Origin of the sequence: Streptomyces sp. TLI_053 (genome assembly GCF_900105395.1) — a bacterium.
Taxonomy (GTDB): domain Bacteria; phylum Actinomycetota; class Actinomycetes; order Streptomycetales; family Streptomycetaceae; genus Kitasatospora.
Genome location: NZ_LT629775.1, coordinates 9,414,452 through 9,438,549, shown reverse-complemented (window position 1 = coordinate 9,438,549; position 24,098 = coordinate 9,414,452). Strand labels below are relative to the sequence as shown.

Sequence of the window (24,098 nt, the reverse complement as noted above, 5' to 3'; positions counted from 1 at the left end):
CAGCCGGGTCCACTCGCCGCGGCGGGGCGGGACGTTGAAGGTCCGGTGCCCCGCCGGGGCGGGTGTCCGCTCGGCCGGTCCGCACATCCGGTGCGGCCGGCAGGTCCCCGGTGGACGGACCGCCGGGCCGGAGGCCGGTCCGGTGCCCGCCCGCCGGGGTGCCGTCCGTCAGTACCGCATCTGCCAGTGCTGCTCCGGCGGGAAGTCCGCGGCACAGGTCCACAGGGTCAGGTAGGTGCCGTTGCCGGACGAACCGCCCTTGTTGGTCAGGCACTTGTCCGAGTACCTGGTGTGCATGGACCAGTCCGAGGACCAGAAGTTCTGGCTGGGGGTGTTGCGGTAGTCCCCGCACGGCCACAGGGTGAGCACCGCGCCGTTGACGCCGTAGGCGTCGCCCTGCGGCGTCAGGCACTTCCCGCTCGCCTTGTGGAAGATCTGGTGGCCGTCGTGGTCCCACTTCTGGAGCTCGTCGCCCGTGCAGTTCCACAGGGTGATGATGGTCCCGTTCGCCGTGCTGTTGCCCTTGGGAGTGGCGCACTTCGCGGGGTACCAGGTGCCGGGGCCGACCGGCGTGAAGAGCTCGCCCCAGAAGGGACCGCCTTCCGCCGAGGCCTGCGGAGCCGTGGCCGCGTGGAAACCCGCCGCCAGGAGGGCCGTCGCCAGGAACACTATTGGCTTGCGCATGACATGCCTTTCATCAGGAACAGCCGTCGTCTGCAACAGGGATCGAATCTAGCCCGCGCCCGGCGAGCCGGACTGTGCGAGGCGTGCAGCGATCCTGCACAGTCCGCGCAGCGCACCAGTACGCAAATGACCGGTCCCCGCGCGCTGTTGTCGCGCGGGGACCGGTCATTCTGCATACGGGGCCACCTGGGCATCGGCCGCCCCGTCGAACCGGCGTCGCTCAGCCGCCCTCGGGCCGCGCGGGCTCCTCCGCCCGTTCGGGCCCCTCCGTCCGTTCGGACCCCTCCGCCTGTTCGGGTCGCTCGCCCTCCTCGCCCCCGTCGTCCTCCCAGCGGAGCAGGTCGCCCGGCTGGCAGTCGAGCACCTCGCAGAGGGCGGCGAGCGTCGAGAATCGCACCGCCTTGGCGCGGCCGTTCTTGAGCACCGCCAGGTTGGCGGGCGTGATCCCTATGCGGTCCGCGAGTTCACCCACGGACATCTTCCGCCGGGCCAGCATCACGTCGATGTCGACCGCGATCGGCATCAGATCACCTCGTTCAACTCGGCCTGCATCCTGGTCGCTTCGACGTCACGGGCGACGGCCTGGGCGAGCAGCATCCGCAGCACGAGCACGATGAGCGCGACACCCAGGATCGCGAGGCCGATCCCGCCCATGATGAGGGTGACGCCGGGGTCGTCCCGCTGGCCCGGCGCGTTCAGGGCCGTGACCGAGAACCACACGAGAGCGGCCGCGACAATCGCGCCGATGATGCCGTCCACGTAGCGGAAGGCCGCGTGGGAGAACACGGTTCCGCGCCGCACCATCGCCACCAGTCGCCAGACACAGACCAGGGCGACCTGCGCCGCCCCGATGCCCAGGACCGTCACCACGCGCAGCGCCGTCAACGGGAGCGTCCCGTCCTCCGGATCGTTCCCGCTGACCAGGGCCCACACCATCATGGCCTGTACGAACACGGTGCCGGTCAGCACCACTACGAGCACGGCGCGCAGCGCGCGCACTGTCAGCTTGCCCATGATCCACCCATCCATCGAGTTGCGATGGGAATCTATCGAATTTCGATAGACGAGGCAAGAGGCGGACCGGGTGCGGCCCAGCAGCCCGCCGGACCCGCCCCGGGCGGCACCGCTCGGCACCGCCCGGCACCGCGGCCGTCGCCGTTCACGGCGGGGCGACGACACCCGGGCACCGCCGCCACCGCGGCACGGGGCCGACACCCGTTCGGGTGCCGACCCCGCGGTGCGCTCAGTGAGCGCCGGTCCGCCGGTGGGCGCGCGTCCGCGGCCCGACCGGGCCTTCGACGGCCGGAATCAGGACGCCGAACGCCAGGCGCGGGACGGGTCCGAGTCGCAGTTGAAGATGACGGTGGGCGTGTTGTTCGTACCGGCCCCGCCGGCCGGACTCAGGCACTTGCCGCTGCTGTGGTTCACCAGGTAGCTGCCGCTGAAGTACCACAGCCGCGACGGGTCGTCGTCGCAGAGGTAGATGACGGTGGAGGTGTTGTTGCCGCCCGCGCCGCCGGCCGGGCTCAGACATTTGCCGCTGTTGATGTTGAGCACCTGCCAGAGGTTGTTGCCCTTGTTGACCAGGTACCACTGGCGGGACGGGTCGGAGTCGCAGTTGTAGATGACGGTGGGCGTGTTGTTGGCACCGCCGCCACCGGCCGGGCTGAGGCACTTGCCGCTGTTGGTGTTCTGCAGGAACGAGCCGAGCCCCGCCCGGGCGGCCCGGTCGGTGGCCGAGGCGGCGGGCGCGGAGAGCAGCGCACCGCCGATCACGGCTGCCGCCGCTACGGCGACAGAGGTCCTGCGGGAGATCCGTGCCACGGTCTGTGCTCCTTCTGATCGAGAGGACAGAGGAACCGGAGTAGCAGAAGAAGCGTCGCAGACGATCGATGGCAGGTCCATGCCCATTCACGAAGCAGGCACAAGGACGTTCTGTCCCGTACGGAAACCGCGCCGCGGCCGGGCCGCGATCCGGCCCGCACGGCACCGTGGTCACGTGGACCACGCGGTCGACCGTGACGCGAAACAGGGTGGCGGACCCGCCTCGAAGTCCGAGAGCATCGGGTCATGTCGGACGGCGGGGCGGGACAGGACCTTCCGGCCGGCTTCGGGCTCCGGCCGTACCGAGGCGGCGAGGACCACGCCGCCATGGCCGCGGTGCGGCTGGGTTGCGCCGAGCGGGATCGGGTCGATGCCCGTTCGGTGCTGGAAGGGCTCCCCACGGCGGCCGAGATCGCCGAAGCCTCCGCCGGACTGGAGGAGCCGTCCGAGAACCAGGTCCTGGTGCTGCTCGACGGGGTCGTCGTCGGCTACTCGACGATCCGGTGGTGGCAGGAGCGGGACGGTACCTGGCTGTACCTGCACCGAGGTCACCTTCTGCCCGAGCATCGCGGTCAGGGCATCGGCTCGGCCATGCTCCGCTGGGCCGAGGAACGGATCCGCCGGCTCGTCGAACTGCACGGAACGGCGCGGACGGCAGTGATGGGTGCGAACGCCACGGTCTCCGAGCCGGACGCCACGGCACTTCTTCGCGCATCCGGCTATCGACGTGTCTTCAGCCTGGTCGAGCTGGAGCTGGGCGATCTGCGGCAGGTGCCCGAGCCGGGCGGCGGACTGCTGGCCGGGATACGGACCGGGCCGATCGGGACGAGCCACTACCGTGCGGCCTGGAAGACGGTCGTCGACTCGTACGCGGACACCGACTTTGCCCAGGGATGGCCTTTCCAGGACTTCGTCGACACCGCCGACCCGGCATGCTGGCGGGCCGCCTGGAACGGGCAGGACATGGTCGGTGTCGCGCTCTGCTCCGTCCGTCGTCACGACCCCACGGTGGGCGAGGTGGAAGAGCTGAGTGTCCGGGCGGACCACCGACGCCTCGGAATCGGCCGGGCGCTGCTGCTGGACGGGCTGCGGAGCCTTCGCGAGCAGGGTGCAACGACCGCCCGGCTGTTCACGGGCACGGCAAATCCGCACCGGTCCTACGACCTCTACGAGAGTGTGGGGTTCCGGCGGCAGAACGAGTACGTCCGATACCGCAGGTCGCTCGCCTGATCGACCGGTCATGGGACTGCCGGGCCGGTCCACAGGACCCGACCGTGCCTCATCACATCGTGCGGGAGAGCTGTTCGCGCACCCATTCGGCATCGGGGTTGGTGCGGGGACGGCCTGCCACGACGACGGTCGGCACGGTCTCGTTGCCGTCGTTGGCCGCCCGAGCTGCCGCGGCGCCCGCCGGGTCGCTCCAGATGTTGACCCAGTGCAACCGGCGGGCACTGCGGCCCAGGCGGACGCGCAGCCGGATGCAGTACTTGCAGCCCGGCCGCCAGTAGATCACCGGCCGGCCGTCGGCCGCGCTGCGGCGCTGCGCCTCCTCCGCGCCGACCGACGCCGGAAAGATCAAGGGCGAGTTCACGCCCGCGAGCGCCAGGAACGCCACCAGGACGCCGGCGGCCGCGCCGGGGTTCCCCGAGCGGGCCGTCCCGGCCGCGACCGCCGAGCCGCTGAGCGCGAAGAGCAATGACAGGATCCATGAGCGCATCACGGTGGTGCAGGCTACCAACGGGTCGGCCCGCCCCTGCCTCCGACCGTCGGTGCCGGCACGTCCACCGCTGTTGTTCGCGCGAACGACTCAGGGTGGCGGAGCGCCTCGAACCGTCGGCGGCGCGGGGCGACGGAGGGTCAGACCGCGACGACCTCGATCCCCGCCTCGGTGAACCGCGCCGCCATGTCGGGCGTCAGACCGGAATCCGTGACCAGCACGTCGATCCGGTCCAGCCCGCAGATCCGGGCGAAGGCGCGTCTGCCGATCTTCGACGAGTCCGTCGCGAGGATCACCTTCCGGGCCCGCTCCGCGAGCAGCCGGCTGATGCCGGCCTCGTCCTCGTGGTGCGTCATCACACCTAGTCTCGGGTCGACGCCGTCCACACCCAGCACGGCGACGTCGAGGACCACCTGGTTCAGCACGCCCTCCGTCAGCGGCCCGACCAGTTCGTAGGTCTGGGGCCGCGCCACGCCACCGGTCACCACCAGCTTGAACTGCGGGCGGACCGCGAGTTCACCGGCGATGTTCAGGGAGTTGGTGACGACGGTGTAGACCGGCCGGGAGGCCGCCTCGCCCCGCTCCGCGGGGCCCCCGCCGGCCCGGAGCACCAGTGCCCGCGCCACCTCGGTGGTGGTGGTGCCGCCGTTGAGCCCGACCACGTCCCCCTCGCCCAGCAGTTCGGCCACGGCGGTCGCGATGCGCTGCTTGTCCGACACCCGCCGCGAGGACTTGTAGCGCATCGGGAGCTCGTAGGAGACGCCGTGCGCGATCGCCCCGCCGCGCGTGCGGACCAGCAGCCGCTGCTCGGCCAGCTCGTCGAGGTCGCGCCGGATGGTCGCCGGGGACACCGCCACCGAGACGGCCGCCTCGTCGACGTCGAGCTTGCCGTCGACCGCGAGGAGTTCGAGCAGCTTGCTCCACCGCTCCTGCTTGGACATGCGCGCGACCCTTCTTCGAACGGAACTCCGGCACCGCGCCGCGCCCCTGCGGGATCCGGTTCGGCCGCCCCTGGCGGCCGGTCCGCCGCCCCGGGACGTGTGCGCGGAGTTGATCGTATCGCCGCACCGCCGGGCCATGCGTGGCCCGGGCGAGCCGCGCACGTCACCGGACATTCGGTGGCCGGGCTCTGGACTCGACAGGCCTTCGGCCTCGATACTGCGCTCATCCATTGTGAACGTTTTCGCAGCTTTGGCGCCATCAGCGCGCATCTTCGATCATCCAGGATGGTTCGATGCCCTTGATCAGCAACACCTCACCGACCCCGGCCGAACCCTCCACCGACGGCCGCCGGCCGGGTTGCGTGATCGCGCTCGACGTCGGCGGCACCGGGATGAAGGGCGCCGTTCTCGACCACGGCATGCGTCCGCTGCACACCGTGCACCGGCCCACCCCGCGCACCGACGGGCCCTCCGCCGTCCTCGACGCCGTCGCCGACACCCTGCTCGACCTCAACCGCTCCGCCGCCGGGTCCGGCCTGCCGGTGCGGCACACGGGAGTGGCCGTCCCCGGCATCGTCGACGACGCCCGCCGGCGCGCCGTCCGGTCGGTGAACCTCGGCTGGAGCGACCTCCCGCTGGCCGCCCTGCTGGAGGAACGGACCGGACTGCCCGTCACCCTGGCCCACGACGTCCGCGCGGGCGGCGTCGCCGAATGCGCGATGGGGGCCGCGCGCGGGGCGGACGACGTCCTGTTCGTCGCCATCGGCACCGGCATCGCCGCGGCCCTCGTCTGCGACGGCCGACCGGTCCTGGCCGGCGGGTACGCGGGCGAGATCGGCCACATCCCCGTCGCGTCCGGGGAGGGGACGTGCGCCTGCGGCGGCTCCGGCTGCCTGGAGACGGTGGCCTCCGCCGCCGCCGTGGCGTCCGCCTACACCGCGCGCACCGGGCGGCCCGTGTCCGGCGCCGCCGACGTGGCCGCCCTCACCGCGCAGGGCGACCCCGTGGCAGGCGCGGTCTGGCACCGGGCCGCGACCGCACTGGCGGAGGCACTGGCCACCGCCACCACCCTGCTCGCACCGGAACTGATCGTGCTCGGCGGCGGTCTCGCCGAGGCGGACCGGCTCCTGCTCGACCCCGTGCGGGGCGCACTGGCGGAGCGTCTGACCTTCCAGCGCCGTCCGGTCGTGGTGCGGGCCGCGCTCGGCGACCGGGCGGCCTGTCTCGGCGCGGGCCTCGCGGCGTGGCGGGCGGCAGGGCTCCCCGTGGCCGAGGGCGCTCCGGTGGCCGCCGGCTCCCCCACCGGGCGTCCCGTGGCCGACGACCGGACGGGGGCCGACGACCGGGCAGGGGCCGACGGCCCGGCGGGGGTCCCGGGCCGATGATCCTCACCGTCACCCTCAACGCCGCGCTCGACGTCACCTGGACCGTCGACAGCCTCCGGCCCCGGACCTCCCACCGCGTCGACGGCGAGCAGGAACGGGCAGGCGGCAAGGGGATCAACGTCGCCCGGGTGCTCGGCGGCCTCGGCCACGACCCGGTGGCCACCGGCCTGGTGGGCGGGGCCACCGGCCGCCGGATCCTCGACGGCCTGCGCAGCACCCGGATCCGCGGCGAGTTCGTCGAGGTGGCCGGTGAGTCGCGCCGGACCCTCGCCGTCGTCTCGCGCGCGGACGGCGACGCCACCGTGTTCAACGGGCGCGGGCCCACGGTGACCGCGGCCGAGTGGCAGCTCTTCCACCGGCGCTACGCCGCCCTGGCCGCGACGGCACGCGTGGTGGTCCTCAGCGGCAGCACCCCGCCGGGTCTCCCGGCGGACGCCTACGCGCAGCTCGTCCGCACGGCGGCGGCGGCCGGTGCGCTCACGGTGCTCGACACCAGCGGCCCGGACCTGCTCAGGGCTCTCGCGGCCGGGCCCGACGTGGTCAAGCCCAACGCCGAGGAGATCGCCGCGGCGACCGGGCTCACGGACCCGGCCCGCGCGGGCGCCGCGCTGCGGTCCCTGGGCGCCCGCGCGGTGGTGGCCTCGGCCGGCGCCGAGGGTCTGCACGCCGTCACCCCGGACGGCACCTGGCGGGGCGCGCCGCCCGAACGGCTGGCCGGAAATCCGACCGGCGCCGGCGATGCCTGCGTGGCCGCGGTCGCCGCCGGGCTGGCGGCGGGCTCGGCCTGGCCGGAGATCCTCCGCACGGCGGTGGCCCTGTCGGCCGCCGCCGTCCCCTGCCCGGTCGCCGGCGAGGTCGACTCCGCCGTGTTCCGGCGGCTGCTCCCCCGGGTCGTCGTCGAGGCGGTCCCGGCGGTCCTGACGACCCCGGCGGCCCCGGCGGTCCCGGAGCGGTGACTTCGCGCGCGCCACAGTTGCTCGATTGTGATTGATAGAGGCAAATTACGAGCAGTTCTTGACAGTAAGCGTGCTCGTGAAACAGCATGCTGAGCAACCGGGCACCACCTTCAACCTCATTGCCTCCCCCTCCGCCCTCTCACGGCAAGGAATCCGCGTGACCGCCTTCGAAACCTCCCGCACCTCGGTCGAGATCGCCTCGCAGCCCGCGACCTGGGCGCGAGCGGCCCGCTCCGCCGGCTCGTACACCGGCGCGCTGCCGCGCCGCGGTGAGCGGGTCGCCGTGGTCGGCTGCGGCACCTCCTGGTTCATGGCCCACGCCTACGCCCGGCTGCGCGAGAGCGGCGGCCACGGCGAGACCGACGCCTTCGCGGCCTCCGAGTTCCCCCTCGGCCGCGGCTACGACCGTGTCGTGGCCCTGACCCGCTCCGGCACCACCACCGAGGTCGTCGACCTGCTGGCGGAGCTCCGCGGCACCGTCCCCACCACCGCGATCACCGCCGACCCGGCGACCCCCGTGATGACGGCCGCCGACCACGCCGTCGTGCTCGACTTCGCCGACGAGGAATCCGTCGTCCAGACCCGGTTCGCCACCACCGCGCTCGTCCTGCTGCGCGCCCATCTGGAGGCCGAGGGCGCCCGGCCGGCCGGGGTGCGCCCGGTGGCCGAAGCCGTCCGGGACGCCGCACCGGCCCTCGACACCCCCCTGCCTCCCGAACTGACCGGCGCCGAGCAGTTCACCTTCCTCGGCACGGGGTGGACGTACGGCCTCGCCCTCGAAGCCGGCCTGAAGATGCGCGAGGCCGCCGGCGCCTGGACCGAGGCCTATCCCGCCATGGAGTACCGCCACGGCCCGATCAGCATCACCGGCCCCGGCCGGGTCGCCTGGCTGTTCGGCCCCGCCCCGCAGGGCCTCGCCGACGACGTCGCCCGGGTCGGCGGGCTCTTCCGGCAGGCCTCGGGGTCCGAGCCCGGCTCGCTCGACCCGCTCGCGGACCTGATCCTCGTCCAGCGGCTCGCCGTGCTGCTCGCCGAGGCCCGCGGCTACGACCCGGACCGCCCCCGCAACCTGACCCGCTCCGTGATCCTCGGCCCCGCCACCGCGTGAACGCCCGCCCGTACCACCGGCACCGCTCCCACCGCCCTCGCCCGTACCGCCTCGGAGAACCCTCATGCCTCTGACACCCACCGGCGACATCGTCGGCCCCGCCCGCACCGGCGCCCACGGCGTCGGGGCGTTCAACGTCGTGCAGATCGAACACGCCGAGGCCATCGTCACCGGGGCGGAACGGGCCGGCCGCCCCGTCGTCCTCCAGATCAGCGAGAACACCGTCCGCTACCACGGTGCGCTCGCCCCGATCGCCCTCGCCTCCCTCTCGCTCGCCCGGACGGCGGCGGTGCCGGTGGCCGTCCACCTCGACCACGCGGAAACCCCCGAACTCGTCCACGAGGCCGTCGAGCTGGGCTTCACCTCCGTCATGTTCGACGCGTCCCGGCTCGACTACGACGCCAACGTGTCCGCCACCCGGCAGATCGCCGAGCACTGCCACCGGGCCGGCGTCTGGATCGAGGCCGAACTCGGCGAGATCGGCGGCAAGGACGGCGCCCACGCACCGGGCGTCCGCACCGACCCCGACGAGGCGCGCGCGTTCACCGCGGCCACCGGCGTCGACGCCCTGGCCGTGGCCGTCGGCAGCTCCCACGCGATGCGCACCCGTGACGCCGTCCTGGACCTCGATCTGATAGCCCGACTGCGCGGCGCTCTCGACGTGCCGCTCGTCCTGCACGGCTCCTCGGGCGTCGGCGACGCCGGCCTCGCCAAGGCCGTCGCCGCCGGCATGACGAAGATCAACATCTCCACCCACCTCAACCGGCTCTTCACCCGCACCGTGTCCGACCGCCTGCGGGCGGCCCCCGACACCGCCGACCCGCGCACCTACCTCGGCCCGGCCCGCGACACCGTGGCCACCGAGGTGACCCGCCTGCTGGGCATCCTCACCGCCGCCCACTGACCCCTGCGGGTCGGGGCGGCGCCGACGCCCGGTCGGTCACCCCGGGCCTGGGCTCTCGCCACATCACCGCCGCCAGGAGACGTGGACCGAGCCAGAAGGTCGCCCGGTTCCCGGACCCGACCGACACGTACGCGCGGAACCACGACAACCCCGTACGCATCGTCGACCACCAGCAGCTCGAACCGGAGGACGGTCCGGTCGACCGATCCACCGTACGAGACCACCTGGCTGCCCGTCAGGAGCGGATCCCGACCACCCGCCCCCCTGCCGCTCGGCCGGTCCGGTGTCCGGCCGAGCGGCAGAGGTGGGTGCTCAGTCGGTGGACGCGGCGTCCGGCGCGGTTGCGGACTGCCGGCCGCAGAAGGCGGTGGCCAGCAGCCTCTGCGAGGTCTGCCAGCCCTGGCCGGTGCTGCGGTAGCCGTTGGTCGAGACCGCCACCAGCCGACGGCCGTCCGGGGTCCCGTAGAGGGCGCTGTTGTGCCCGCGGCCAGTAGTGCCGTTGTTGCCCCAGACGTCGCCGCAGGGCGTGCTCAACCGGTGGATCCCCAGGCCGTACTGGGCACCGCCGCTGGCCGGGGCGACCGTCAGCATCTCGGTGAGCAGCGGAGCGGGGAGCAGCCGCCCACCGAGCAGGGCCCGGAGGAAGGTGGCGAGGTCCGCGGTGGTCGAGATCCCGGCACCCGCCGCGTCCATCTCGCTCGGCTCCATCTCGGAGACGTCCACCGGTCCGCCGGGCAGATCGAGGTAGGTGTGCGCGTGCGGACCGGGGATCGCCGTCGCGTGGACCGGCATCGACGTCCCGGTCAGCCCCAGCCGGTCGATGATCCGGTGCTCCACCTCCCGGCGCCAGTCGTGGCCGGTGACACGGGCGACGATCAGGCCGGCCAGCAGGTAGTTGGTGTTCGCGTAGTGCCAGCCGGTGCCGGGCGGGAAGTACGGCGGGTGGCTGTTGGCCACCGCGAGGAGTTGCCGAGGCGTCCAGCTCCGCCAACGCCCCTCGCGGAGCCAGGTCTCGTGGTCGAGGCCGACGGCGGGATCCTCGGTGTAGTCGAACAGCCCGCTGGTGTGGTCGAGCAGTTGGCGCACGGTGACGGAAGCGCCGCCCGGGACGGCACCCGGCAACAGGCTCTCCACACTGTCGTCCAGCCCGAACCGCCCCTCACCGACCAGTTGGAGGACGACCGTCGCCACGAAGGTCTTGGTCACGCTGGCGATCCGGAACCGGCCGTTCGGCGACGGCGCGGCGCCGGTCGGGAAGTCACCCACGCCCTCCGCGCCCTTCCACACGGTGCGCCCGTTCTCGGTCACCCGGGCGAGGGAGCTGGATGCCCCACCGATGCCGACCACGCCCGCCAACGCCTCGTTCAGGGCCCGGGCGTCCACGTCACCCCGGTGCGGACCGCCACCGGCCGCCTCCGGGTCGGTCCCGGGCCGCGCCTCGCCGACGGACGCGGCCCCGGTCCACCCGGCCCGCTCGGTACCGAGGGCACCGGCCGCCGGGGCGGTCACGCCCACCACGCCCGCGCCGGCCAGCGCGAGCGCGAGGACCCGCAGGGCCGTGCCACGCCGGGCCGGCGCCGTCCGTGCCCTGGCCCGGTGCTCCACCACCCTCATGAGTCCTCCTGATGTCCGTGCCGACGGCGTCCGCGACACTCGGAAAAGTGTGAGGGATTGACACGTTGTCAGGCAGACACGAGGCACGACTTCTGACTTGTGGACGGCTGCGAAGTTCCAGATTTTGCCCCGCTGCTCAGCAGGCTTTGGGCGCAGGACATGTACGAGATCCCGGAGAACGGACAATCCCACTCCCACTCCCGCCACTGCTGTCGGGTCGGACCGCAGACCACAGGCTCCACCCCGGACACTGTCCGTCGCCTCTGTCTGCGCAGCTACCTGGGCTCTCGCCGGATGCTGCGCGGCCGAAATGGCAGTCCGGCAGGACTGAAACGCCTGACAGGCACGTCGCGGACGCGCCAGGATGAGCCAACCGGTTGTGCAACTGCACAGAACCAGAGCCCCAGGGAGCATCATGGAGCCTCTACAGTTCATCGGGATCATCTCCGACACGCCAGAGGTTGACTCGCCGACCATCTGGCGCGACCCGGAGAACGGCGACTTGCTCATCCAGTCCTACAAGGCCAGCGACGAGGACTTGAGCCGCTGCAAGGAGGTCGGTTCGATCCCTGGGCACTCGACCGATGTGCCCGACCACGAGACCGTGATCCGCCTTCCGGAAGAAATGATCAAGTTCGTCGTGGACCTCGCCGCACGGCTGGCCGCTCAAGAGGACAAGAGGGAGTAGCGTGGCCAACCCGATTGCCTCGGCCATGGCCGAGGCCAAGTTCTCTGCCGTGCACCTGGAGATGCGCGACAACTACACTCCGAACGATCCGCAGTTCCAGCGCTATCGGGAGGGTCTGCGCTATCGCCCGGACGAACGGCCGGAGTGGTTCCAGCACTGGACCGACTTCGCCGGCGAGGCGATTGGCCGTGGCGTGGTCATGCGTCGGGCTCGCATCGTCTCCGAGCCGGTCACGGAGTACATCCGGTACGAGCACCACGTGACATTCCTGAACGTGGCCGTCGGCGAGCAGGTTCGCTGGCTTCCGCGCCGGTCAGCAGCAGACATCGCCCTTCCTGGGAGTGACCTGTGGATGTTCGACGACTCCAAGATCATGTTCACCTTCTTCTCGGGCGACGGGGACGTGGTGGACCGGGAGTGGACCGCCGAGCCTGACGTCGTTCGGCTCGTGAAGAGCGCGTTCGAGACCGTGTGGCACAGGGCGACTCCGCACAAGGACTACGTGCTCAAGTAGCAGGACCAGATGCGAACCTCCCGTTCATCGAGCGTCCAGCAGGCCCGGAAGGCTCTGGCCGAACGGCTCAAGGAGATCCGGAAGGACTCCGGGCTCACCGGGCCTGCTCTCGCCCTCGCATGCGGTTGGAGCAAGTCGAAATGCTCCCGCATCGAGAACGCGATCACCGCACCGTCCGAGCAGGACATCAGGGATTGGTGTCGGGCCTGCGGAGCAGCCGACCGCGCCGAGGATCTGGTGGCTTCCCTTCGCTCGGTGGAGACCATGTTCACCGAGTGGCGCCGCATGGAGCGGAGTGGACTCAAGCGCGCCCAGGAGATGGTCCTGCCGTTGTACGAGCGGACCACACGGTTCCGGGCGTACACACCGGGCATCCTGCACGGGCTCCTGCAGACCCGTGACTACACCCGCTCGGTACTCCAGGCCACCCAACGTCGTCGAGTTGCCGTGGACGACGTGGAGGAGGCCGTGCAGGTACGTATGGAGCGTCAGGAGATCCTGAGAGACCACGGGAAGACCTTCGCCTTCATCATCGAAGAGGCATGCCTGCACCACGGTCTCGGTGGTGCGGAGGTAGCCGCCGGCCAACTCACTCACCTCATCGAAGTCGCGGCCATGGCGAACGTGAGCCTGGGGATCGTTCCGAGGGGCTACCTGCGCCACTCGATGCACGTCGAAGCGTTCTCGCTCTACGACTCGGCACAGGCCAACATCGAACTCGTCTCCGGATACCTCCAGATCACGCAGCCTTCCGAAGTAGCCATGTACGTCGGCCGGTTCGCGGAACTGGCCAACGACGCCGTGCACGGTGCCGCCGCTCGTACGCTGATCACGGAGGCGATTGACTCTCTCGGGTGACGGGTGTGCAACTGTGTGCAACTTCCTGGAGAGCGTCTGGCTGAAACTCCTACGGTCTATCACGCACCCCCACCGCCTCGGCGAAGGAGGACAGACCGATGGCGCGACGCAACCCCGAGCGCATGTACCACAAGGCCGTGACCGGCCCCACAAAGTTCGAGCTGCTGCGACCCCACGTCCCGAACCGGGTCGCCATCCTGCGGGAGTGGCCGCCCTGTTCCTGCGGCAGGGACGTGTGTCCGGACAGGGGCATGCGGTGAGTCTTCGCGAGATCGCTGCCCGCCCGCACGTCGTGCCGCCGGACGCCGACCAGTGTCCGGGGTGCGCGTTCTTCGACCGGGCCCAGGCCCAGTACCCGAAGGCCGTGAACCCGACGATCGGGCGCATGCTCGCGCGCAACCGTGCCCGGCACCTCGAGGACGGGGAGTGCGTGGCGTCGGAGGTGGCCGGTGAGTGACCAGGACGCGGCCCCGGCGGCCCCGGACTGCACCGCCGAGGAGTTGGTGAGGCCGGTGGATCCGCTCGCGTGGCGGCCCACCCACCCGTGGCCCGCGAGGGAGACGTCCGGGCCCCGGCCGGTCCTGGCGCCGGAGGACTGGACGGAAGAGCCGCTGTCGGACGGGGACAGGGTACGCCGCGCCCGGCTGCTGGCCCGGGTGCGCGAGGCCAACCACCCCCGGCTGCGCTGATGAACCCCTACGCCGCACCGGAGTTCGGGATCGGCGGCCTCTGGGCGGGCCGGCGGCGGGCGTGGGACGGCCTGCCGCCCCCGGTTCCCGATCGGTGCTCAACTGGAGTCCCCGCCGACCTGCCGGTGCAGCCACGAGTCGAGGACCGCGTAGTCGGCGTCGGTCAGACCGACGCGGGGGTCGACGCGATGGAGCAGGGCGGGTCCCGGGTGGTGGGCGACGACCCACGCCCGATCGGTGTCGGTCACCTCGTCGTCGACCCAGGCGAACGGGCGCCCCTCGGCCCGGGAGACAAGGGTGCGGGTCTTCCAGTGCAGTCCGTGCCACTCGTCCTGCGGGTCGACGGCGGACGGCTCCGGCCAGACGACCACCGCGAGGCGGGGAAGGCCGATGCGGGGAGCGATGCAGTCGTTCGCGTCGGCCATCCATGTCGTGGCCCACACGAGGTCGCACGGGAGCGCCAACAGGCGGGGTCCGTGCGCGGGATCGATCCTGCCGAGGAGCGGATTCGCGTCGTCACCGAGTTCGTCGGGCCCCGTCGCGAAGCTCCGATACGTGTCGGGTGCCGCGCCGAACGGGATCAGAGGTCCGTCGACGTCGAGGAACAGCAGCGGACGCTGCGCGGAGCCGGCCATGGACGCACGATAGCGTTCGCCGGTCAGGCGGCCAGGCCGAGGCCGAGAGTGATTGCGACGGGGGCGAGGTAGAGGAGGGGGCGGTCGGGCCGGATGTGACAGCGGCGCCGGAAGGTCTTTCGCCGGGCCCGGTCCCGCCCGGCGGACGGCCGGTCCAACGGGTCCGGCGGGCGCCCGGCCACCGGTGCGCTGTCGTCACGGTGACCGGGCTCTGAGCGTGGTGGACGAGTCCGGACGGCGAAGGGGGGATGTCCGCCGTCCGGACGTCGCACTCGCCCACCGCACCCTCTTGTCACCCCGATCCGCCGTCGCAAACCACCTCGGTCGGACACCGGTCGCGGACGCGCGGCGGGCTTGCGGGAGGTGGCCTGCGGGACGAGGCCTGCGGGAGGAGGTCAGCCGCCCGCCGGGGTGGCGGGGTGCCCATCGGCGCCCGCGGCGTTCCAGGCGGCCTCGACCATCCGGAAGATCTCCTCGAGCGCCGCGTCCGGATCGGCCGCCTCCCGGGCCAGGGTGAAGGCGTCGACCGCGAATCGTGCGATCGTCCGGCAGGCCGTGGTGCTGTACCGCGGCCCGGTTCCCTCGGTGACGGCGTCACCTGCGGCGATGGCGGCGGCCAGCGACTCCGCGTGGCGCAGCCTCATGGTCGCCTCGTACTGCCGCAGGTCGGGCGAGGTGTCGATCAGGTGCCAGACCGGTGCGGCGCCGTCGGCGGTGCAGTGGTGCACCAGGGCCCGGATCTCGCGGTGGAGCGCGGGAACGAGCGCCTCGTCCGGGGCCCGGCCGGCGACCGCGTGGACGAGTCGCTGCTCGAAGTCCTGGTCCTGTTCGAAGACCAGGGCCTCCTTCGAGGCGAAGTGGGCGAAGACGGTGGTGACGGCGACGTCGGCCTCGGCGGCCACGTCACGGATTCCCACCGCGTCGTAGCCGCGTTCGAGGAACAGCCGCAGTGCGGTGTCGGCGATCTTCTGACGGGTGGCGGCCTTCTTGCGTTCGCGGCGCCCGGTCAACCCGGTCGACCCGGTGCTCTCGGTCATCCATCCACGCTATCAGGTGCAAAATCCTCACAACTACAAAACACTAACGGTTAGTGCTACGGTCGTCCGCATGAAGAAGATGGTCTTTGCCGAGTTCGGCGGCCCCGACGTCCTGCACCTCCTCGACACCGACGAGCCCCGCCCGGGGCCCGGCCGGATACGCATCGCCGTCCGCGCCGCAGGCGTGAACCCCGTCGACTGGCGGATCCGCGAAGGCCAGATCCTCGGCGCCCACCCCACCCGACTGCCCTCGGGACTGGGCCTGGACGCCGCCGGGGTCGTCGACGCGGTCGGGGAGGGCGTCCGCGGAACACAGGTCGGGGACCACGTGTTCGGCGAAGGCATCGACACCTACGCCGAGTTCGCCGTCCTGACGGCCTGGACCGCCATGCCCGCAGGCCTCACCTTCGAGGAGGCCGCCGGCTACCCCTCGGTGGTCGAGACCGCACTGCGGATCCTGGCCGAGGTGGGCGTCCGCCCGGGGCAGACCCTGCTGGTCAGTGGCGCGGCGGGCGGCGTCGGCTCGGCCGTCCTGCAGATCGCCCGCGACCGCGGCATCCGCGTCATCGGCACGGCCGGAGCCCACAACCAGGACTACCTGCGGAGCCTGGGCGCCCTCGCCACGACCTACGGCGAGGGCTGGCCCGACCGGGTGCGCGGGCTCGGCCGGGTCGACGCCGCCCTCGACCTGGCCGGCTCGGGCGTGGTCCCCGAACTCGTCGAACTCACGGGCGACGCACGGAAGGTGGTCTCCATCGCCGATCTCGGTGCACCCGATCACGGCGTCCGGTTCTCGGGCACGGCCGGGAGCGTGCCGGAGGCACTCACCACGGCCGTGGACCTCATCTCACGAGGAAAGCTCCACATCCCCGTCGAGAAGTCGTACCCGCTCGCCGAAGCGGCGTCGGCCCACATCGACAGCCGCGCCGGCCACACCCGCGGGCGCCGGGTCCTCGTGGTGCGCTGAGCACGGCGGCCCGGTGGCGACACCTCGCGCTCCGGGCGCGTGGGGCGCGGCACATTTCCCCGTCCGGCCGTTCGACCGCCCTCACGGTCGAACAGCCGGACAGACTGCGGGGCCACGCGTTCGGCTACGCGTTCGGCCCGGTGCCCGTCACAGGATCTCGATGGACTTCACCTGCGGCGGGCGGTTCGGGAACGTGATGTCCGTCCACCGGTTGATCCTCACCGAGTCGCCATTGGCGTCGTAGTAGATGAGGTCGTTGTTACCGGTGGAGATCCGGTCGACCCACCAGTTCCCGAAGTCGGTCCGGCCGGCGTTCGCGTAGCAGTCCACACTGTCCCGGCCCCCGCTGTGGGACCAGATCTTCAGGAAGTTCTCGCCTCCCCGGCACTCGACGTGGTCGATGGCGAACGCGTTGTTCGGCACGGCCACGGTGAAAGCGGCCGCGGCGGCGAACGTGGCGGCCGCGGCGCTCATGAGCTTCTTCGCCTTCGAGATCTTCGAGATCATGGATTCTCCTCGCACGAATCGAATACTGAATCGAATACTGAATCGACACTGCACGGAACAACCTTCGCGTTTTGCATCGTGCCCGATCAGCATCCCGCCGGAGAAAGGAACGGTCAATTGCCGTTCCGCCGAACCGACTCCGTGTCGGCCATGTCCACCCGGAATTCCCCGTGCCGGGCGGGACGGAAGTGGCGGGCGGGACCAGTGCGCCTGCCCGGAGGCGCGGGGCGGCGTCGCTCGCACCGGGACCGGCCGTTGCCCCCATCGCGGCCCCGACCTGGGCGAACGTGCGTGCCGGGCCGCCGGACGGGGTGCGCCGGCGCACCGCCGTGCCGGTGGATGAGTGGAACCTGCCACGCCGTACCCGCCCAACAGGCGCGCAGCAGGCGCGCGTTCTACCCTTCACCACCCCCGCGCACGCTCGAGCCACGTGCGGGCGGCTCCGGCCCGGTTCCGGCCCGACTCCCCCGCGGCACGAGAACCCGACAGCGACACGAAACGCCGACAGCGGCCCGCCGGGGACGGCGGGCCGCTGCGACCGGTAGTGGTACCGGCAGTAAAGGTGGTGCGGCGACTGCTACTTGAGGCCGGTGTGGATCGCGTTCACCAGCTCGCCGTTGGCGGTGTCACCGCTGAACTCCCAGAAGAAGGCGCCGCGCAGGTTCTGCGCCTTGGCCCAGGCCATCTTGGCGGTGATGGTCGCCGGGGTGTCGTAGCTCCACCAGTTGGTACCGCAGTGGGCGTAGGCGGTGCCGGCGACCGTGCCGGTGGCGGGGCAGGTGTTCTTGAGGACCTTGTAGTCCTCGATGCCGGTCTCGTAGGTGCCGGCCGCCGCGCCGGTGGCCGTGCCGCCCGGGGCGGACTGGGTCACGCCGGTCCAGCCGCGGCCGTAGAAGCCGATGCCCAGCAGCAGCTTGGAGGCGGGCACGCCGATCGACCGGTACTTGGCGATGGCATCGGCCGAGTTGAAGCCGGCCTTCGGGATGCCGTCGTAGGCGGTGAGCGGGGAGTGCGGGGCGGTCGGGCCCTTCGCCGCCCAGGCGCCGAAGAAGTCGTACGTCATGACGTTGATCCAGTCGAGGTACGGCGCACCGGCCGCGTAGTCGGCCTTGTCGATGTTGCCGCCCTGCGAGGCGTCGGCGGAGACCGCCACCGTGACCAGGTCGCGGCCGAACTCGGTGCGCATCGCCTGGACCATCTTCTTGAACGAGTCGGCGCCGCTGGTGTCGCAGGTCAGGCCGCAGGCGTTCGGGTACTCCCAGTCGAGGTCGATGCCGTCGAAGACGTCGGCCCAGCGCGGGTCCTCGACCAGGTCGTGGCAGGACTTGGCGAACGCGGCCGGGTTCTGCACGGCCTGGCCGAAGCCGCCGGACCAGGTCCAGCCGCCGAAGGACCAGATCACCTTGATGTGCGGGTAGAGGCGCTTGAGTTCGCGCAGCTGGTTGAAGCTGCCGCGCAGCGGCTGGTCCCAGGTGTCGGCGACGCCGTCGACGGACTGGTCGGCGGTGTAGGCGCGCTCGTAGTCGGCGTAGGCGTCGCCGATGGTGCACTTGCCGTTCTGGACGTTGCCGAAGGCGTAGTTGATGTGGGTGATCTTCGCGGCGGAGCCGGAGGTGACCAGGTTCTTCACGTGGTAGTTGCGGCCGTAGACGCCCCAGTTGGTGAAGTACCCGAGCTTGACCTGGTCGCCGGTGACGATGTCGCCGCCGGTGGTGCGCACGGTGCCGGGAGCACTGGCGGGGCCGGTCAGGTCGGCGGTGTCGCGGGCGACGACGGTGTAGGTGTAGCTGGTGCCCGCGGTGAGGTTGCTGTCGCTGTAGGTGAGGCCGGTCACCGTGGCGACCTTGGTGCCGTTGCGCAGGACGTCGTAGTTCTTGACGCCGGTGTCGTCGGTGGCGGCGGTCCACGACACCTTCAGCGAGGTGTCGGTGATGTCGGAGCCGACCGGGGTGCCGGGCGCGGAGGGCGCCTGGTTGCCGGGCAGGTCGGTGCCGTCGCAGGAGGCGCCGTTGAGCTTGCAGCCGCTGGGCGCGCCGGGGCCCGCGCCGTTGAAGCCGAAGGTCACGGTGGCACCGGGGGCGAGGGTGCCGTTCCAGCCCTTGTCCTTGGCGGTCCAGTGGTTGCCGGTGCTGGTGACCGTGGCGTCCCAGGCGGAGGCGACGCTCGTGCCGGCGGGGAAGTCCCACTCGATCGTCCAGGACGTGAGCGTGGTGGTACCGGTGTTCTTCACCGTCCACTTGCCGTCGAACCCGGAGCCCCAGTCGGAGCCCTTCGCGAAGGTGGCGGTGGCCGCGGCGGCGGCCTGGGCGGGGGTGGACAGGCCGACGACGGCGACCAGCGGCAGGGCGAGCGCGGTCAGGCCGGCTGCGGCGGCCCTCAACCTCTTTGTGGGCAGGACGGAACGAGTCAGCAAGAGGGGGCTCCTCGACGTGGGGGCGGACAGGGGTGGGGGAGTCCGTGACCGCACACTGCGCGACGTCCGCCGCAGGGTGCTCCGGCGAGACTAGAAAGGTCCAGACCAACCAGTCAAGAGGTTCAGACCACTTTTCCTTTACCTTCTCTTTGCCGAAACCGGGCACGCCGGACCGGAGCCCCGATGACGTGCCCGGATCCGACGAATCGTCATGCCGGGTCCTCGTCGGACGACTTGGGCGGGGCCGCGGAGGCGGTCACGACTCACCCGGGTGGGGCACCCCGCCCCTGCGGAGGGGTGCCCCCGGGCCGGCCCGCCCGAGCGGGGGTCAGTCCTGCTCGCGCCGCGTGCGCCGCAGAGCGACGAGCCTCAGGACGACATTGGCCGTGCCGACGGTGATCTGGAGGAGGGTGAGCACGGGCTGGAGCACACTCAGGTCGTGGGCGAGTCCGGAGAGGACGGTCATCTTCGCTTCCCTTCCGCGGCAGGAACGTCCGGCCGTGAAAGGAGCCTCGCCGCGCGGACGTTCCCCGTCCGGTCCGCTTGGCACGGAGCGGGGAATGCGCGGAGAATCACGGGTGGTCCACGCGGGGAACCGGATTCTCCGCACGGGGAATCGGGGGTCTCGATGCCACGACGACGCCGCGCGGTCGACCCGGCCGCACCTGCGGCGGTGCGCGAGCTGGCGCTGCGGCTGCGCGAGGTCGCGGAGGCGGCGGGGTTCCCGACCAACTCCGGGCTCGCCGCCGCCTCCGGACTCGGCGAGACGGTGGTCGGCGAAGTGCTGCGGGGCGTACGGGCTCCGACGACCGGCACCCTGGGCAAGCTCCTGACGGCCTGCGGCATCGCACCGGACCGGTCGTGGGAGACGATGCGTTCCCGGGCGCAGGCCGCCGACCAGCAGAACCGGGCGCGGACCGCGGAGGCCGACCGGCAGGCCGCCGCACGCCGCGAGGTCACCGGCACCCACCGGTCGGCGGCCGAACTGGCCCGGCGGCATCTGCTGCTGCGGGGTCGCGCGCACCTCGGGGCCGACGGCGACCTGCCGTCGGTCGGATCGGTCCGGGACCGTGCCCTGCTGCGCATCCACCCCGCACCGCCCGTGCGCGGGTACCGCGGCGACGTGGTCCTGGATCCCGAACTGCCCAGCTACGTCGAGCGCGACCGCGACCTCGAGCTGCGCGCGGAGCTCGGCCGTGCGCGCGACCACGGCGGACTCGTGCTCCTCCAGGGGCCGTCCGCGGCCGGCAAGTCCCGGGCGGCGGCGGAGGCCATGTGGAGCTGCCTGCCGGGCTGGCAGCTGCTGATCCCCGTCGTCTCCGCGGACCTCGCGCCGCTCGCCGATCCCCGGTTCGACCTGTCCCGCACCGTGGTGTGGCTCAGCGACCTCCAACTGCACCTCGGCCCGGGCGGCGCGCACGTGCACGCCTTCGACCGGCTGCTCGCCCACCCGGGCCGCCCGGTCCTCCTGGCCACGATCAGGTCCAGCGAGCGGGCCGCCCTGCGCGGCGACGGCGAGGAGGCCGGACCGCACGACGGTCAGCAGCGCGCGGTCGCCACCGCGGGCGACCTCCCGATGGTCCAGGACCTGCTGGGCCGCGCCCGCACCGTGGTGCTGGAACGGCTGTTCACGGCGGCCGAGCTCGGACGCGCCGGGCGACTCGACGGTGACCCGCGCATCGCCACCGCCCTTCCCGGGACGAACCGGTTCGGCCTCGCCGAACTCCTCGCCGCCGGACCGGAGCTTCGGGACCTGCTGGCGGCGCACACCGGCGACGCGGACGGTCAGTTCGTCGGCGCCGCGCTCGTCCACGCCGCCGTCGACTGCGTCCGCGCCGGATGGAACCGCCCGGTCCCCGTCGAGCTGCTGCGCGGGCTCGTGCCCCAGTACGTGCCCGCCGAACTGCGTGGCGACGTCACGGCCGAGTCCTTCGACACCGCCGTCGCCTGGTCGACGCGTCGCCGGCGCGGCTACAGCCGACTGCTGATCCCCTCCGTCGACGACCGCCGCGCGCTGAGCGCGTTCGACTACCTGGTCGACGACGCCCAGGCCCAGCACGGCCGGGCCGTCCCGGAGGCGGTCTGGCACGCCCTGGTCCCCGCGGCCGACCCCGAGACGGCGCTCACCCTGGGCGAGCGGGCCCTGAACGCGCTCGCCGGCAGCGCCGCGGAGGCCGCCCTGGGCAAGGCACTGGACAGCGAGGTGGCCGACGTCGCCGCCGACGCGGCGCGGCGGCTCGGCCGGCTCCACCTGGACCGGGGTGAGGCTTCCCCGGCGGAGGCCGTCCTGCGGCGGGCGGAACGGTCGAGCGGATGGCGGGACGACCTGAACGCGTACCTGGTCGACTGCGGCCGGTACGACGAGGTCCTCGACCGCTGGATCGCGGACACCGACGTCACCGGGCCCCGCCGCGAGCCGGCCGGCCTCTTCGCGGCCCTGACGGCGTGCGCGCGCTGGACCGACCTGGAACGTCTGCTCCTCGAGCGGAACTCGAACGGCCCGGCCCGGCACACGCTGAATGCCGAGCTACGGGCCGTGAAACGGCTCCGCTGGAGCGATCGCGGGCAGCGGCTCACCCTCCCCTTCCCGGCCGTCGTGCTGCGCAACACCTCCCCCAACGGCTCGTCGTCGTGGCAGTGGTGGCGCCGACGGATCGCCTCGCTGTCCCAGCCGGCGCACCGGCGGCCCGCGACGGAGCATGCCGAGGGCCGGCTCGACGCCCAGGACCCGTTCGTCTCCGAGAGGGAGCGCCTCGTTCGGTCGGCGGCCGAGTGGGACCACGGCCGGTCCCTGTACGGCTGGAGCCACCTGCTGTTCTTCCTCTCCTCCCACGGCCGGCGCGACGAACTCGAACCACTGCTGCACCAAGCGCTGGCCGACGGGGCCGCGGGCGTCGCCGACGTCCTGGAGCGGCGGCGCGCGATCGCCCGCCGCATCGCCGCGCCCGCGCTGCCACCGGTCCCCAGCGACGGCGAGGACTTCTCTCCCGCACTCGCACGGGAGTTCGGGAATGTCCCCGAACACCTCGACCCACGGCCCACCGAACAGCTCGACCGGTACCTGGCCGCGATGTTCCACGAGTTGCATCCGGGGCCGGCCGCCCGCGACTTCACCGAGGCCGAGGCAGAGCAGGAAGCCCGACGCACCGGCCACGACCTGCCGGTCCTGGAGTACTTCCGCCGGGCCGGCCGGTGGCACGAACTGCTGGACCGCTGCCGGCCCTTCCCGACGATCGTGCCGTGGCCCCAGCTCGAACTCGGCTACCACGTCCTGGCACACGTCCGGCTCGGTCGGTGGCCGGAGGCCGAGGCCGTCGCACACCACGCCTTCGAGGCGGGCGAGTCGTCGCTCGGCCCGGTACTGGCCGAGACGCTCCTCCACCGGCCCGACGGTCCCGCCCAGGCACAGCGGCTGCTCCACCGGCTCATCGGCACCGCGCCCCGACGCCCCGTCAACCGGCTGATCCGGCTGCTCCTCGACACCGGGCGCACCGAGGACACCGAACGGGCCATCGGACTGGTCCGCCGCCACGGCGAGATCGCTCCACCGCCCTGCGGACAGGTCACCGCCGCCCTGATGGCGCTCCATCGGCTGCCGGCGATGGAGCCCGTCTGCCGCGAGCTCATCCACAACGAGCGCTGGGAGGACAAGCGCGCGTCCGGTTGGGAGGAGTCGACCCAGGGCATGTGGACCGCGCTCGCCGCCCACTACGACGCGCTCGCCGGCCCGGACCGCGCGGACGACGAACTGCGGCAGGCCGTCGACGACGGCGACCTCGGCGCGCGCCATGTGCTCGCCCGCCGCCTCGATCGAGCCGGCGACGACAGCGGTGCACTGGGGCTGCTCGACCGGATCGACACCGCCGGTTGGAACCGCCGCCTCGACGCCGTCCTCTGCGGAGCGCTGCGCGTCCGGCTGCTGCACCGCCGGCAACAGCACGACGAGGCGGCCCTGGACCTGCTGCTGACCGCCGATCCGCTGCTGCTCCGCCGGCTCGGCGACCTGGACCCCGCCTTGAACGCCCCGGAGATCTCGGACGTCCTGTGGTGCGTCCGCGCCGCCGTCCCCGACCTGGAACCGGGCTACCGGTGGCAGTACCACCACCTCCGCCGCGCCGTCGGCGAACCGGAGTGACGGACCCGAGCGCTCCGAAGGCCCGCCGCCCGGTGAAGCACGCCCGACCTCTCCCCGTCCGGCCGGACACCTCGGGGTCGGGCGGGCCGCGAGAGCCCGGCCCGCCCGACCCCGAGGGTGTTCAGGCGGTCAGACCGGGCTGCAGGGGCGCAGCCGGGGGCAGGGCTCCGGCCTGGGGGACGGGTTCGGCGGCGGGCCCCTGTAGCGCCTCCAGGTCCGGGTTCTCGGCCGTCCGCAGTTCGGCGGGGTGGGCGGCAGCGCCCTCGCCCGACGGGTGGGACAGGTCGGACGGGTGCGACGGACCGTGCTCGGTGGTCCGGGTGGCTTCGGCGCGCACGATGGCGCCGATGGCGGAGAAGACGTCGAAGGGCATGGTGGATCTCCTGCGGTACGGCATGAAAGAGGGGACGCAGGAAGCCGGGCCGGGCCCCGCACCGCCGTGTCGCGCGGCGCGTGGAGCCGAAGTCGCCCGGCGGGCCCTCTCAGCAGCGCAGGACCACACCTCGTGCACCGATGGCCTCG

The 24,098-nt window shown here is 72.4% G+C and carries 25 protein-coding genes; 12 read left to right on the top strand and 13 right to left on the bottom strand.

The window, feature by feature from the left end:
- Nucleotides 1-168 precede the first annotated feature (168 nt).
- The 4 genes from BLU95_RS39195 to BLU95_RS39180 all read right to left on the bottom strand — a co-directional run bounded on the left by BLU95_RS39195 (nt 169) and on the right by BLU95_RS39180 (nt 2,508).
- A complete protein-coding gene (locus BLU95_RS39195) occupies nt 169-684 on the bottom strand; it encodes an RICIN domain-containing protein (protein WP_093864220.1) in 516 nt (171 codons plus the stop codon).
- 220 nt (nt 685-904) lie between these two features.
- Nucleotides 905-1,207, bottom strand: a complete 303-nt coding sequence (locus BLU95_RS39190; protein ID WP_231978118.1) for a helix-turn-helix domain-containing protein — start codon at nt 1,205-1,207, stop codon at nt 905-907.
- Complete coding sequence (locus tag BLU95_RS39185; RefSeq protein WP_093864219.1) at nt 1,207-1,698, bottom strand: DUF2975 domain-containing protein; 492 nt, start codon at nt 1,696-1,698, stop codon at nt 1,207-1,209. Before BLU95_RS39185 ends, BLU95_RS39190 begins: the two co-directional genes overlap by 1 nt.
- A 294-nt stretch (nt 1,699-1,992) precedes the next feature.
- Complete coding sequence (locus BLU95_RS39180; protein WP_159425213.1) at nt 1,993-2,508, bottom strand: RICIN domain-containing protein; 516 nt, start codon at nt 2,506-2,508, stop codon at nt 1,993-1,995.
- A 246-nt stretch (nt 2,509-2,754) separates the two neighbouring features.
- On the opposite strand from BLU95_RS39180, the gene BLU95_RS39175 reads away from it, so the two are divergent.
- A complete protein-coding gene (locus BLU95_RS39175) occupies nt 2,755-3,738 on the top strand; it encodes a GNAT family N-acetyltransferase (RefSeq protein WP_093864217.1) in 984 nt (327 codons plus the stop codon).
- A 52-nt stretch (nt 3,739-3,790) separates the two neighbouring features.
- Here the strand turns inward: BLU95_RS39175 and BLU95_RS39170 are convergent, their stop codons facing one another.
- Nucleotides 3,791-4,228 (bottom strand): glutaredoxin domain-containing protein, encoded by a 438-nt coding sequence (locus tag BLU95_RS39170; RefSeq protein WP_093865450.1) that lies wholly within the window; start codon nt 4,226-4,228, stop codon nt 3,791-3,793.
- A 137-nt stretch (nt 4,229-4,365) separates the two neighbouring features.
- A complete protein-coding gene (locus BLU95_RS39165) occupies nt 4,366-5,166 on the bottom strand; it encodes a DeoR/GlpR family DNA-binding transcription regulator (protein WP_093864216.1) in 801 nt (266 codons plus the stop codon).
- Between the two features lie 293 nt (nt 5,167-5,459).
- On the opposite strand from BLU95_RS39165, the gene BLU95_RS39160 reads away from it, so the two are divergent.
- From BLU95_RS39160 to BLU95_RS39145, 4 genes are all read left to right on the top strand, one after another.
- The gene (locus tag BLU95_RS39160) at nt 5,460-6,551 is read left to right on the top strand and encodes an ROK family protein (protein WP_093864215.1); all 1,092 of its coding nucleotides are present in this window, start codon (nt 5,460-5,462) and stop codon (nt 6,549-6,551) included.
- Entirely contained in the window at nt 6,548-7,507 is a 960-nt protein-coding gene (locus BLU95_RS39155) for a 1-phosphofructokinase family hexose kinase (protein ID WP_093864214.1), read from the top strand. The genes BLU95_RS39160 and BLU95_RS39155 overlap by 4 nt, the downstream gene beginning before the upstream one ends.
- A 157-nt stretch (nt 7,508-7,664) precedes the next feature.
- Nucleotides 7,665-8,615, top strand: coding sequence for an SIS domain-containing protein (locus BLU95_RS39150; protein WP_093864213.1), 951 nt, complete (start codon nt 7,665-7,667; stop codon nt 8,613-8,615).
- Nucleotides 8,616-8,679: 64 nt separating this feature from the next.
- Nucleotides 8,680-9,519, top strand: a complete 840-nt coding sequence (locus BLU95_RS39145) for a class II fructose-bisphosphate aldolase (protein WP_093864212.1) — start codon at nt 8,680-8,682, stop codon at nt 9,517-9,519.
- A gap of 312 nt (nt 9,520-9,831) precedes the next feature.
- Here BLU95_RS39145 and BLU95_RS39140 read toward each other — a convergent pair whose 3' ends face one another.
- On the bottom strand, nt 9,832-11,133 hold the full coding sequence (locus BLU95_RS39140; protein ID WP_107452651.1) for a serine hydrolase domain-containing protein: 1,302 nt from the start codon (nt 11,131-11,133) through the stop codon (nt 9,832-9,834).
- Nucleotides 11,134-11,548: 415 nt separating this feature from the next.
- Here BLU95_RS39140 and BLU95_RS39135 point away from each other — a divergent pair, with 415 nt between their 5' ends.
- The 5 genes from BLU95_RS39135 to BLU95_RS39115 all read left to right on the top strand — a co-directional run bounded on the left by BLU95_RS39135 (nt 11,549) and on the right by BLU95_RS39115 (nt 13,882).
- Complete coding sequence (locus tag BLU95_RS39135; protein ID WP_093865449.1) at nt 11,549-11,821, top strand: hypothetical protein; 273 nt, start codon at nt 11,549-11,551, stop codon at nt 11,819-11,821.
- A 1-nt stretch (nt 11,822) separates the two neighbouring features.
- The gene (locus BLU95_RS39130; RefSeq protein ID WP_093864210.1) at nt 11,823-12,335 is read left to right on the top strand and encodes a DUF6879 family protein; all 513 of its coding nucleotides are present in this window, start codon (nt 11,823-11,825) and stop codon (nt 12,333-12,335) included.
- A 9-nt stretch (nt 12,336-12,344) separates the two neighbouring features.
- Nucleotides 12,345-13,193, top strand: coding sequence for a helix-turn-helix domain-containing protein (locus BLU95_RS39125; protein ID WP_093864209.1), 849 nt, complete (start codon nt 12,345-12,347; stop codon nt 13,191-13,193).
- A gap of 205 nt (nt 13,194-13,398) precedes the next feature.
- The gene (locus BLU95_RS39120; RefSeq protein ID WP_159425212.1) at nt 13,399-13,650 is read left to right on the top strand and encodes a hypothetical protein; all 252 of its coding nucleotides are present in this window, start codon (nt 13,399-13,401) and stop codon (nt 13,648-13,650) included.
- Entirely contained in the window at nt 13,643-13,882 is a 240-nt protein-coding gene (locus BLU95_RS39115) for a hypothetical protein (protein ID WP_093864207.1), read from the top strand. Before BLU95_RS39120 ends, BLU95_RS39115 begins: the two co-directional genes overlap by 8 nt.
- A 98-nt stretch (nt 13,883-13,980) precedes the next feature.
- On the opposite strand, the gene BLU95_RS39110 is transcribed toward BLU95_RS39115, so the two are convergent.
- Both BLU95_RS39110 and BLU95_RS39105 read right to left on the bottom strand, forming a co-directional pair.
- A complete protein-coding gene (locus tag BLU95_RS39110; RefSeq protein WP_093864206.1) occupies nt 13,981-14,517 on the bottom strand; it encodes an HAD domain-containing protein in 537 nt (178 codons plus the stop codon).
- A gap of 395 nt (nt 14,518-14,912) precedes the next feature.
- Nucleotides 14,913-15,554: a TetR/AcrR family transcriptional regulator gene (locus BLU95_RS39105; RefSeq protein WP_093864205.1), complete on the bottom strand. Its 642-nt coding sequence runs from the start codon at nt 15,552-15,554 to the stop codon at nt 14,913-14,915.
- A gap of 70 nt (nt 15,555-15,624) precedes the next feature.
- Here BLU95_RS39105 and BLU95_RS39100 point away from each other — a divergent pair, with 70 nt between their 5' ends.
- Entirely contained in the window at nt 15,625-16,521 is an 897-nt protein-coding gene (locus BLU95_RS39100; RefSeq protein WP_093864204.1) for an NADP-dependent oxidoreductase, read from the top strand.
- A 147-nt stretch (nt 16,522-16,668) separates the two neighbouring features.
- Here BLU95_RS39100 and BLU95_RS39095 read toward each other — a convergent pair whose 3' ends face one another.
- The 3 genes from BLU95_RS39095 to BLU95_RS42755 all read right to left on the bottom strand — a co-directional run bounded on the left by BLU95_RS39095 (nt 16,669) and on the right by BLU95_RS42755 (nt 19,907).
- Nucleotides 16,669-17,028, bottom strand: coding sequence for a beta/gamma crystallin domain-containing protein (locus tag BLU95_RS39095; protein WP_093864203.1), 360 nt, complete (start codon nt 17,026-17,028; stop codon nt 16,669-16,671).
- Nucleotides 17,029-17,605: 577 nt separating this feature from the next.
- Nucleotides 17,606-19,441, bottom strand: coding sequence for a glycoside hydrolase family 18 chitinase (locus tag BLU95_RS39090; RefSeq protein ID WP_173862206.1), 1,836 nt, complete (start codon nt 19,439-19,441; stop codon nt 17,606-17,608).
- 328 nt (nt 19,442-19,769) lie between these two features.
- On the bottom strand, nt 19,770-19,907 hold the full coding sequence (locus BLU95_RS42755; RefSeq protein WP_159425211.1) for a hypothetical protein: 138 nt from the start codon (nt 19,905-19,907) through the stop codon (nt 19,770-19,772).
- Between the two features lie 162 nt (nt 19,908-20,069).
- Here BLU95_RS42755 and BLU95_RS39085 point away from each other — a divergent pair, with 162 nt between their 5' ends.
- Entirely contained in the window at nt 20,070-23,576 is a 3,507-nt protein-coding gene (locus BLU95_RS39085; protein WP_159425210.1) for a hypothetical protein, read from the top strand.
- 121 nt (nt 23,577-23,697) lie between these two features.
- On the opposite strand, the gene BLU95_RS39080 is transcribed toward BLU95_RS39085, so the two are convergent.
- A complete protein-coding gene (locus BLU95_RS39080) occupies nt 23,698-23,949 on the bottom strand; it encodes a hypothetical protein (protein ID WP_093864201.1) in 252 nt (83 codons plus the stop codon).
- Nucleotides 23,950-24,098: the final 149 nt, after the last annotated feature.

Excerpts from the sequence above, each read along its gene's own strand:
- BLU95_RS39100 (WP_093864204.1), top strand. The coding sequence starts at position 15,625 with ATGAAGAAGATGGTCTTTGCCGAGTTCGGCGGCCCCGACGTCCTGCAC.
- BLU95_RS39155 (WP_093864214.1), top strand. The coding sequence starts at position 6,548 with ATGATCCTCACCGTCACCCTCAACGCCGCGCTCGACGTCACCTGGACC.
- BLU95_RS39105 (WP_093864205.1), bottom strand. The coding sequence starts at position 15,554 with ATGACCGAGAGCACCGGGTCGACCGGGTTGACCGGGCGCCGCGAACGC.
- BLU95_RS39145 (WP_093864212.1), top strand. The coding sequence starts at position 8,680 with ATGCCTCTGACACCCACCGGCGACATCGTCGGCCCCGCCCGCACCGGC.
- BLU95_RS39080 (WP_093864201.1), bottom strand. The coding sequence starts at position 23,949 with ATGCCCTTCGACGTCTTCTCCGCCATCGGCGCCATCGTGCGCGCCGAA.
- BLU95_RS39125 (WP_093864209.1), top strand. The coding sequence starts at position 12,345 with ATGCGAACCTCCCGTTCATCGAGCGTCCAGCAGGCCCGGAAGGCTCTG.
- BLU95_RS39175 (WP_093864217.1), top strand. The coding sequence starts at position 2,755 with ATGTCGGACGGCGGGGCGGGACAGGACCTTCCGGCCGGCTTCGGGCTC.
- BLU95_RS39140 (WP_107452651.1), bottom strand. The coding sequence starts at position 11,133 with ATGAGGGTGGTGGAGCACCGGGCCAGGGCACGGACGGCGCCGGCCCGG.
- BLU95_RS39195 (WP_093864220.1), bottom strand. The coding sequence starts at position 684 with ATGCGCAAGCCAATAGTGTTCCTGGCGACGGCCCTCCTGGCGGCGGGT.
- BLU95_RS39095 (WP_093864203.1), bottom strand. The coding sequence starts at position 17,028 with ATGATCTCGAAGATCTCGAAGGCGAAGAAGCTCATGAGCGCCGCGGCC.
- BLU95_RS39165 (WP_093864216.1), bottom strand. The coding sequence starts at position 5,166 with ATGTCCAAGCAGGAGCGGTGGAGCAAGCTGCTCGAACTCCTCGCGGTC.
- BLU95_RS39185 (WP_093864219.1), bottom strand. The coding sequence starts at position 1,698 with ATGGGCAAGCTGACAGTGCGCGCGCTGCGCGCCGTGCTCGTAGTGGTG.
- BLU95_RS39160 (WP_093864215.1), top strand. The coding sequence starts at position 5,460 with ATGCCCTTGATCAGCAACACCTCACCGACCCCGGCCGAACCCTCCACC.
- BLU95_RS39190 (WP_231978118.1), bottom strand. The coding sequence starts at position 1,207 with ATGCCGATCGCGGTCGACATCGACGTGATGCTGGCCCGGCGGAAGATG.
- BLU95_RS39085 (WP_159425210.1), top strand. The coding sequence starts at position 20,070 with ATGCCACGACGACGCCGCGCGGTCGACCCGGCCGCACCTGCGGCGGTG.
- BLU95_RS39135 (WP_093865449.1), top strand. The coding sequence starts at position 11,549 with ATGGAGCCTCTACAGTTCATCGGGATCATCTCCGACACGCCAGAGGTT.
- BLU95_RS39110 (WP_093864206.1), bottom strand. The coding sequence starts at position 14,517 with ATGGCCGGCTCCGCGCAGCGTCCGCTGCTGTTCCTCGACGTCGACGGA.
- BLU95_RS42755 (WP_159425211.1), bottom strand. The coding sequence starts at position 19,907 with ATGACCGTCCTCTCCGGACTCGCCCACGACCTGAGTGTGCTCCAGCCC.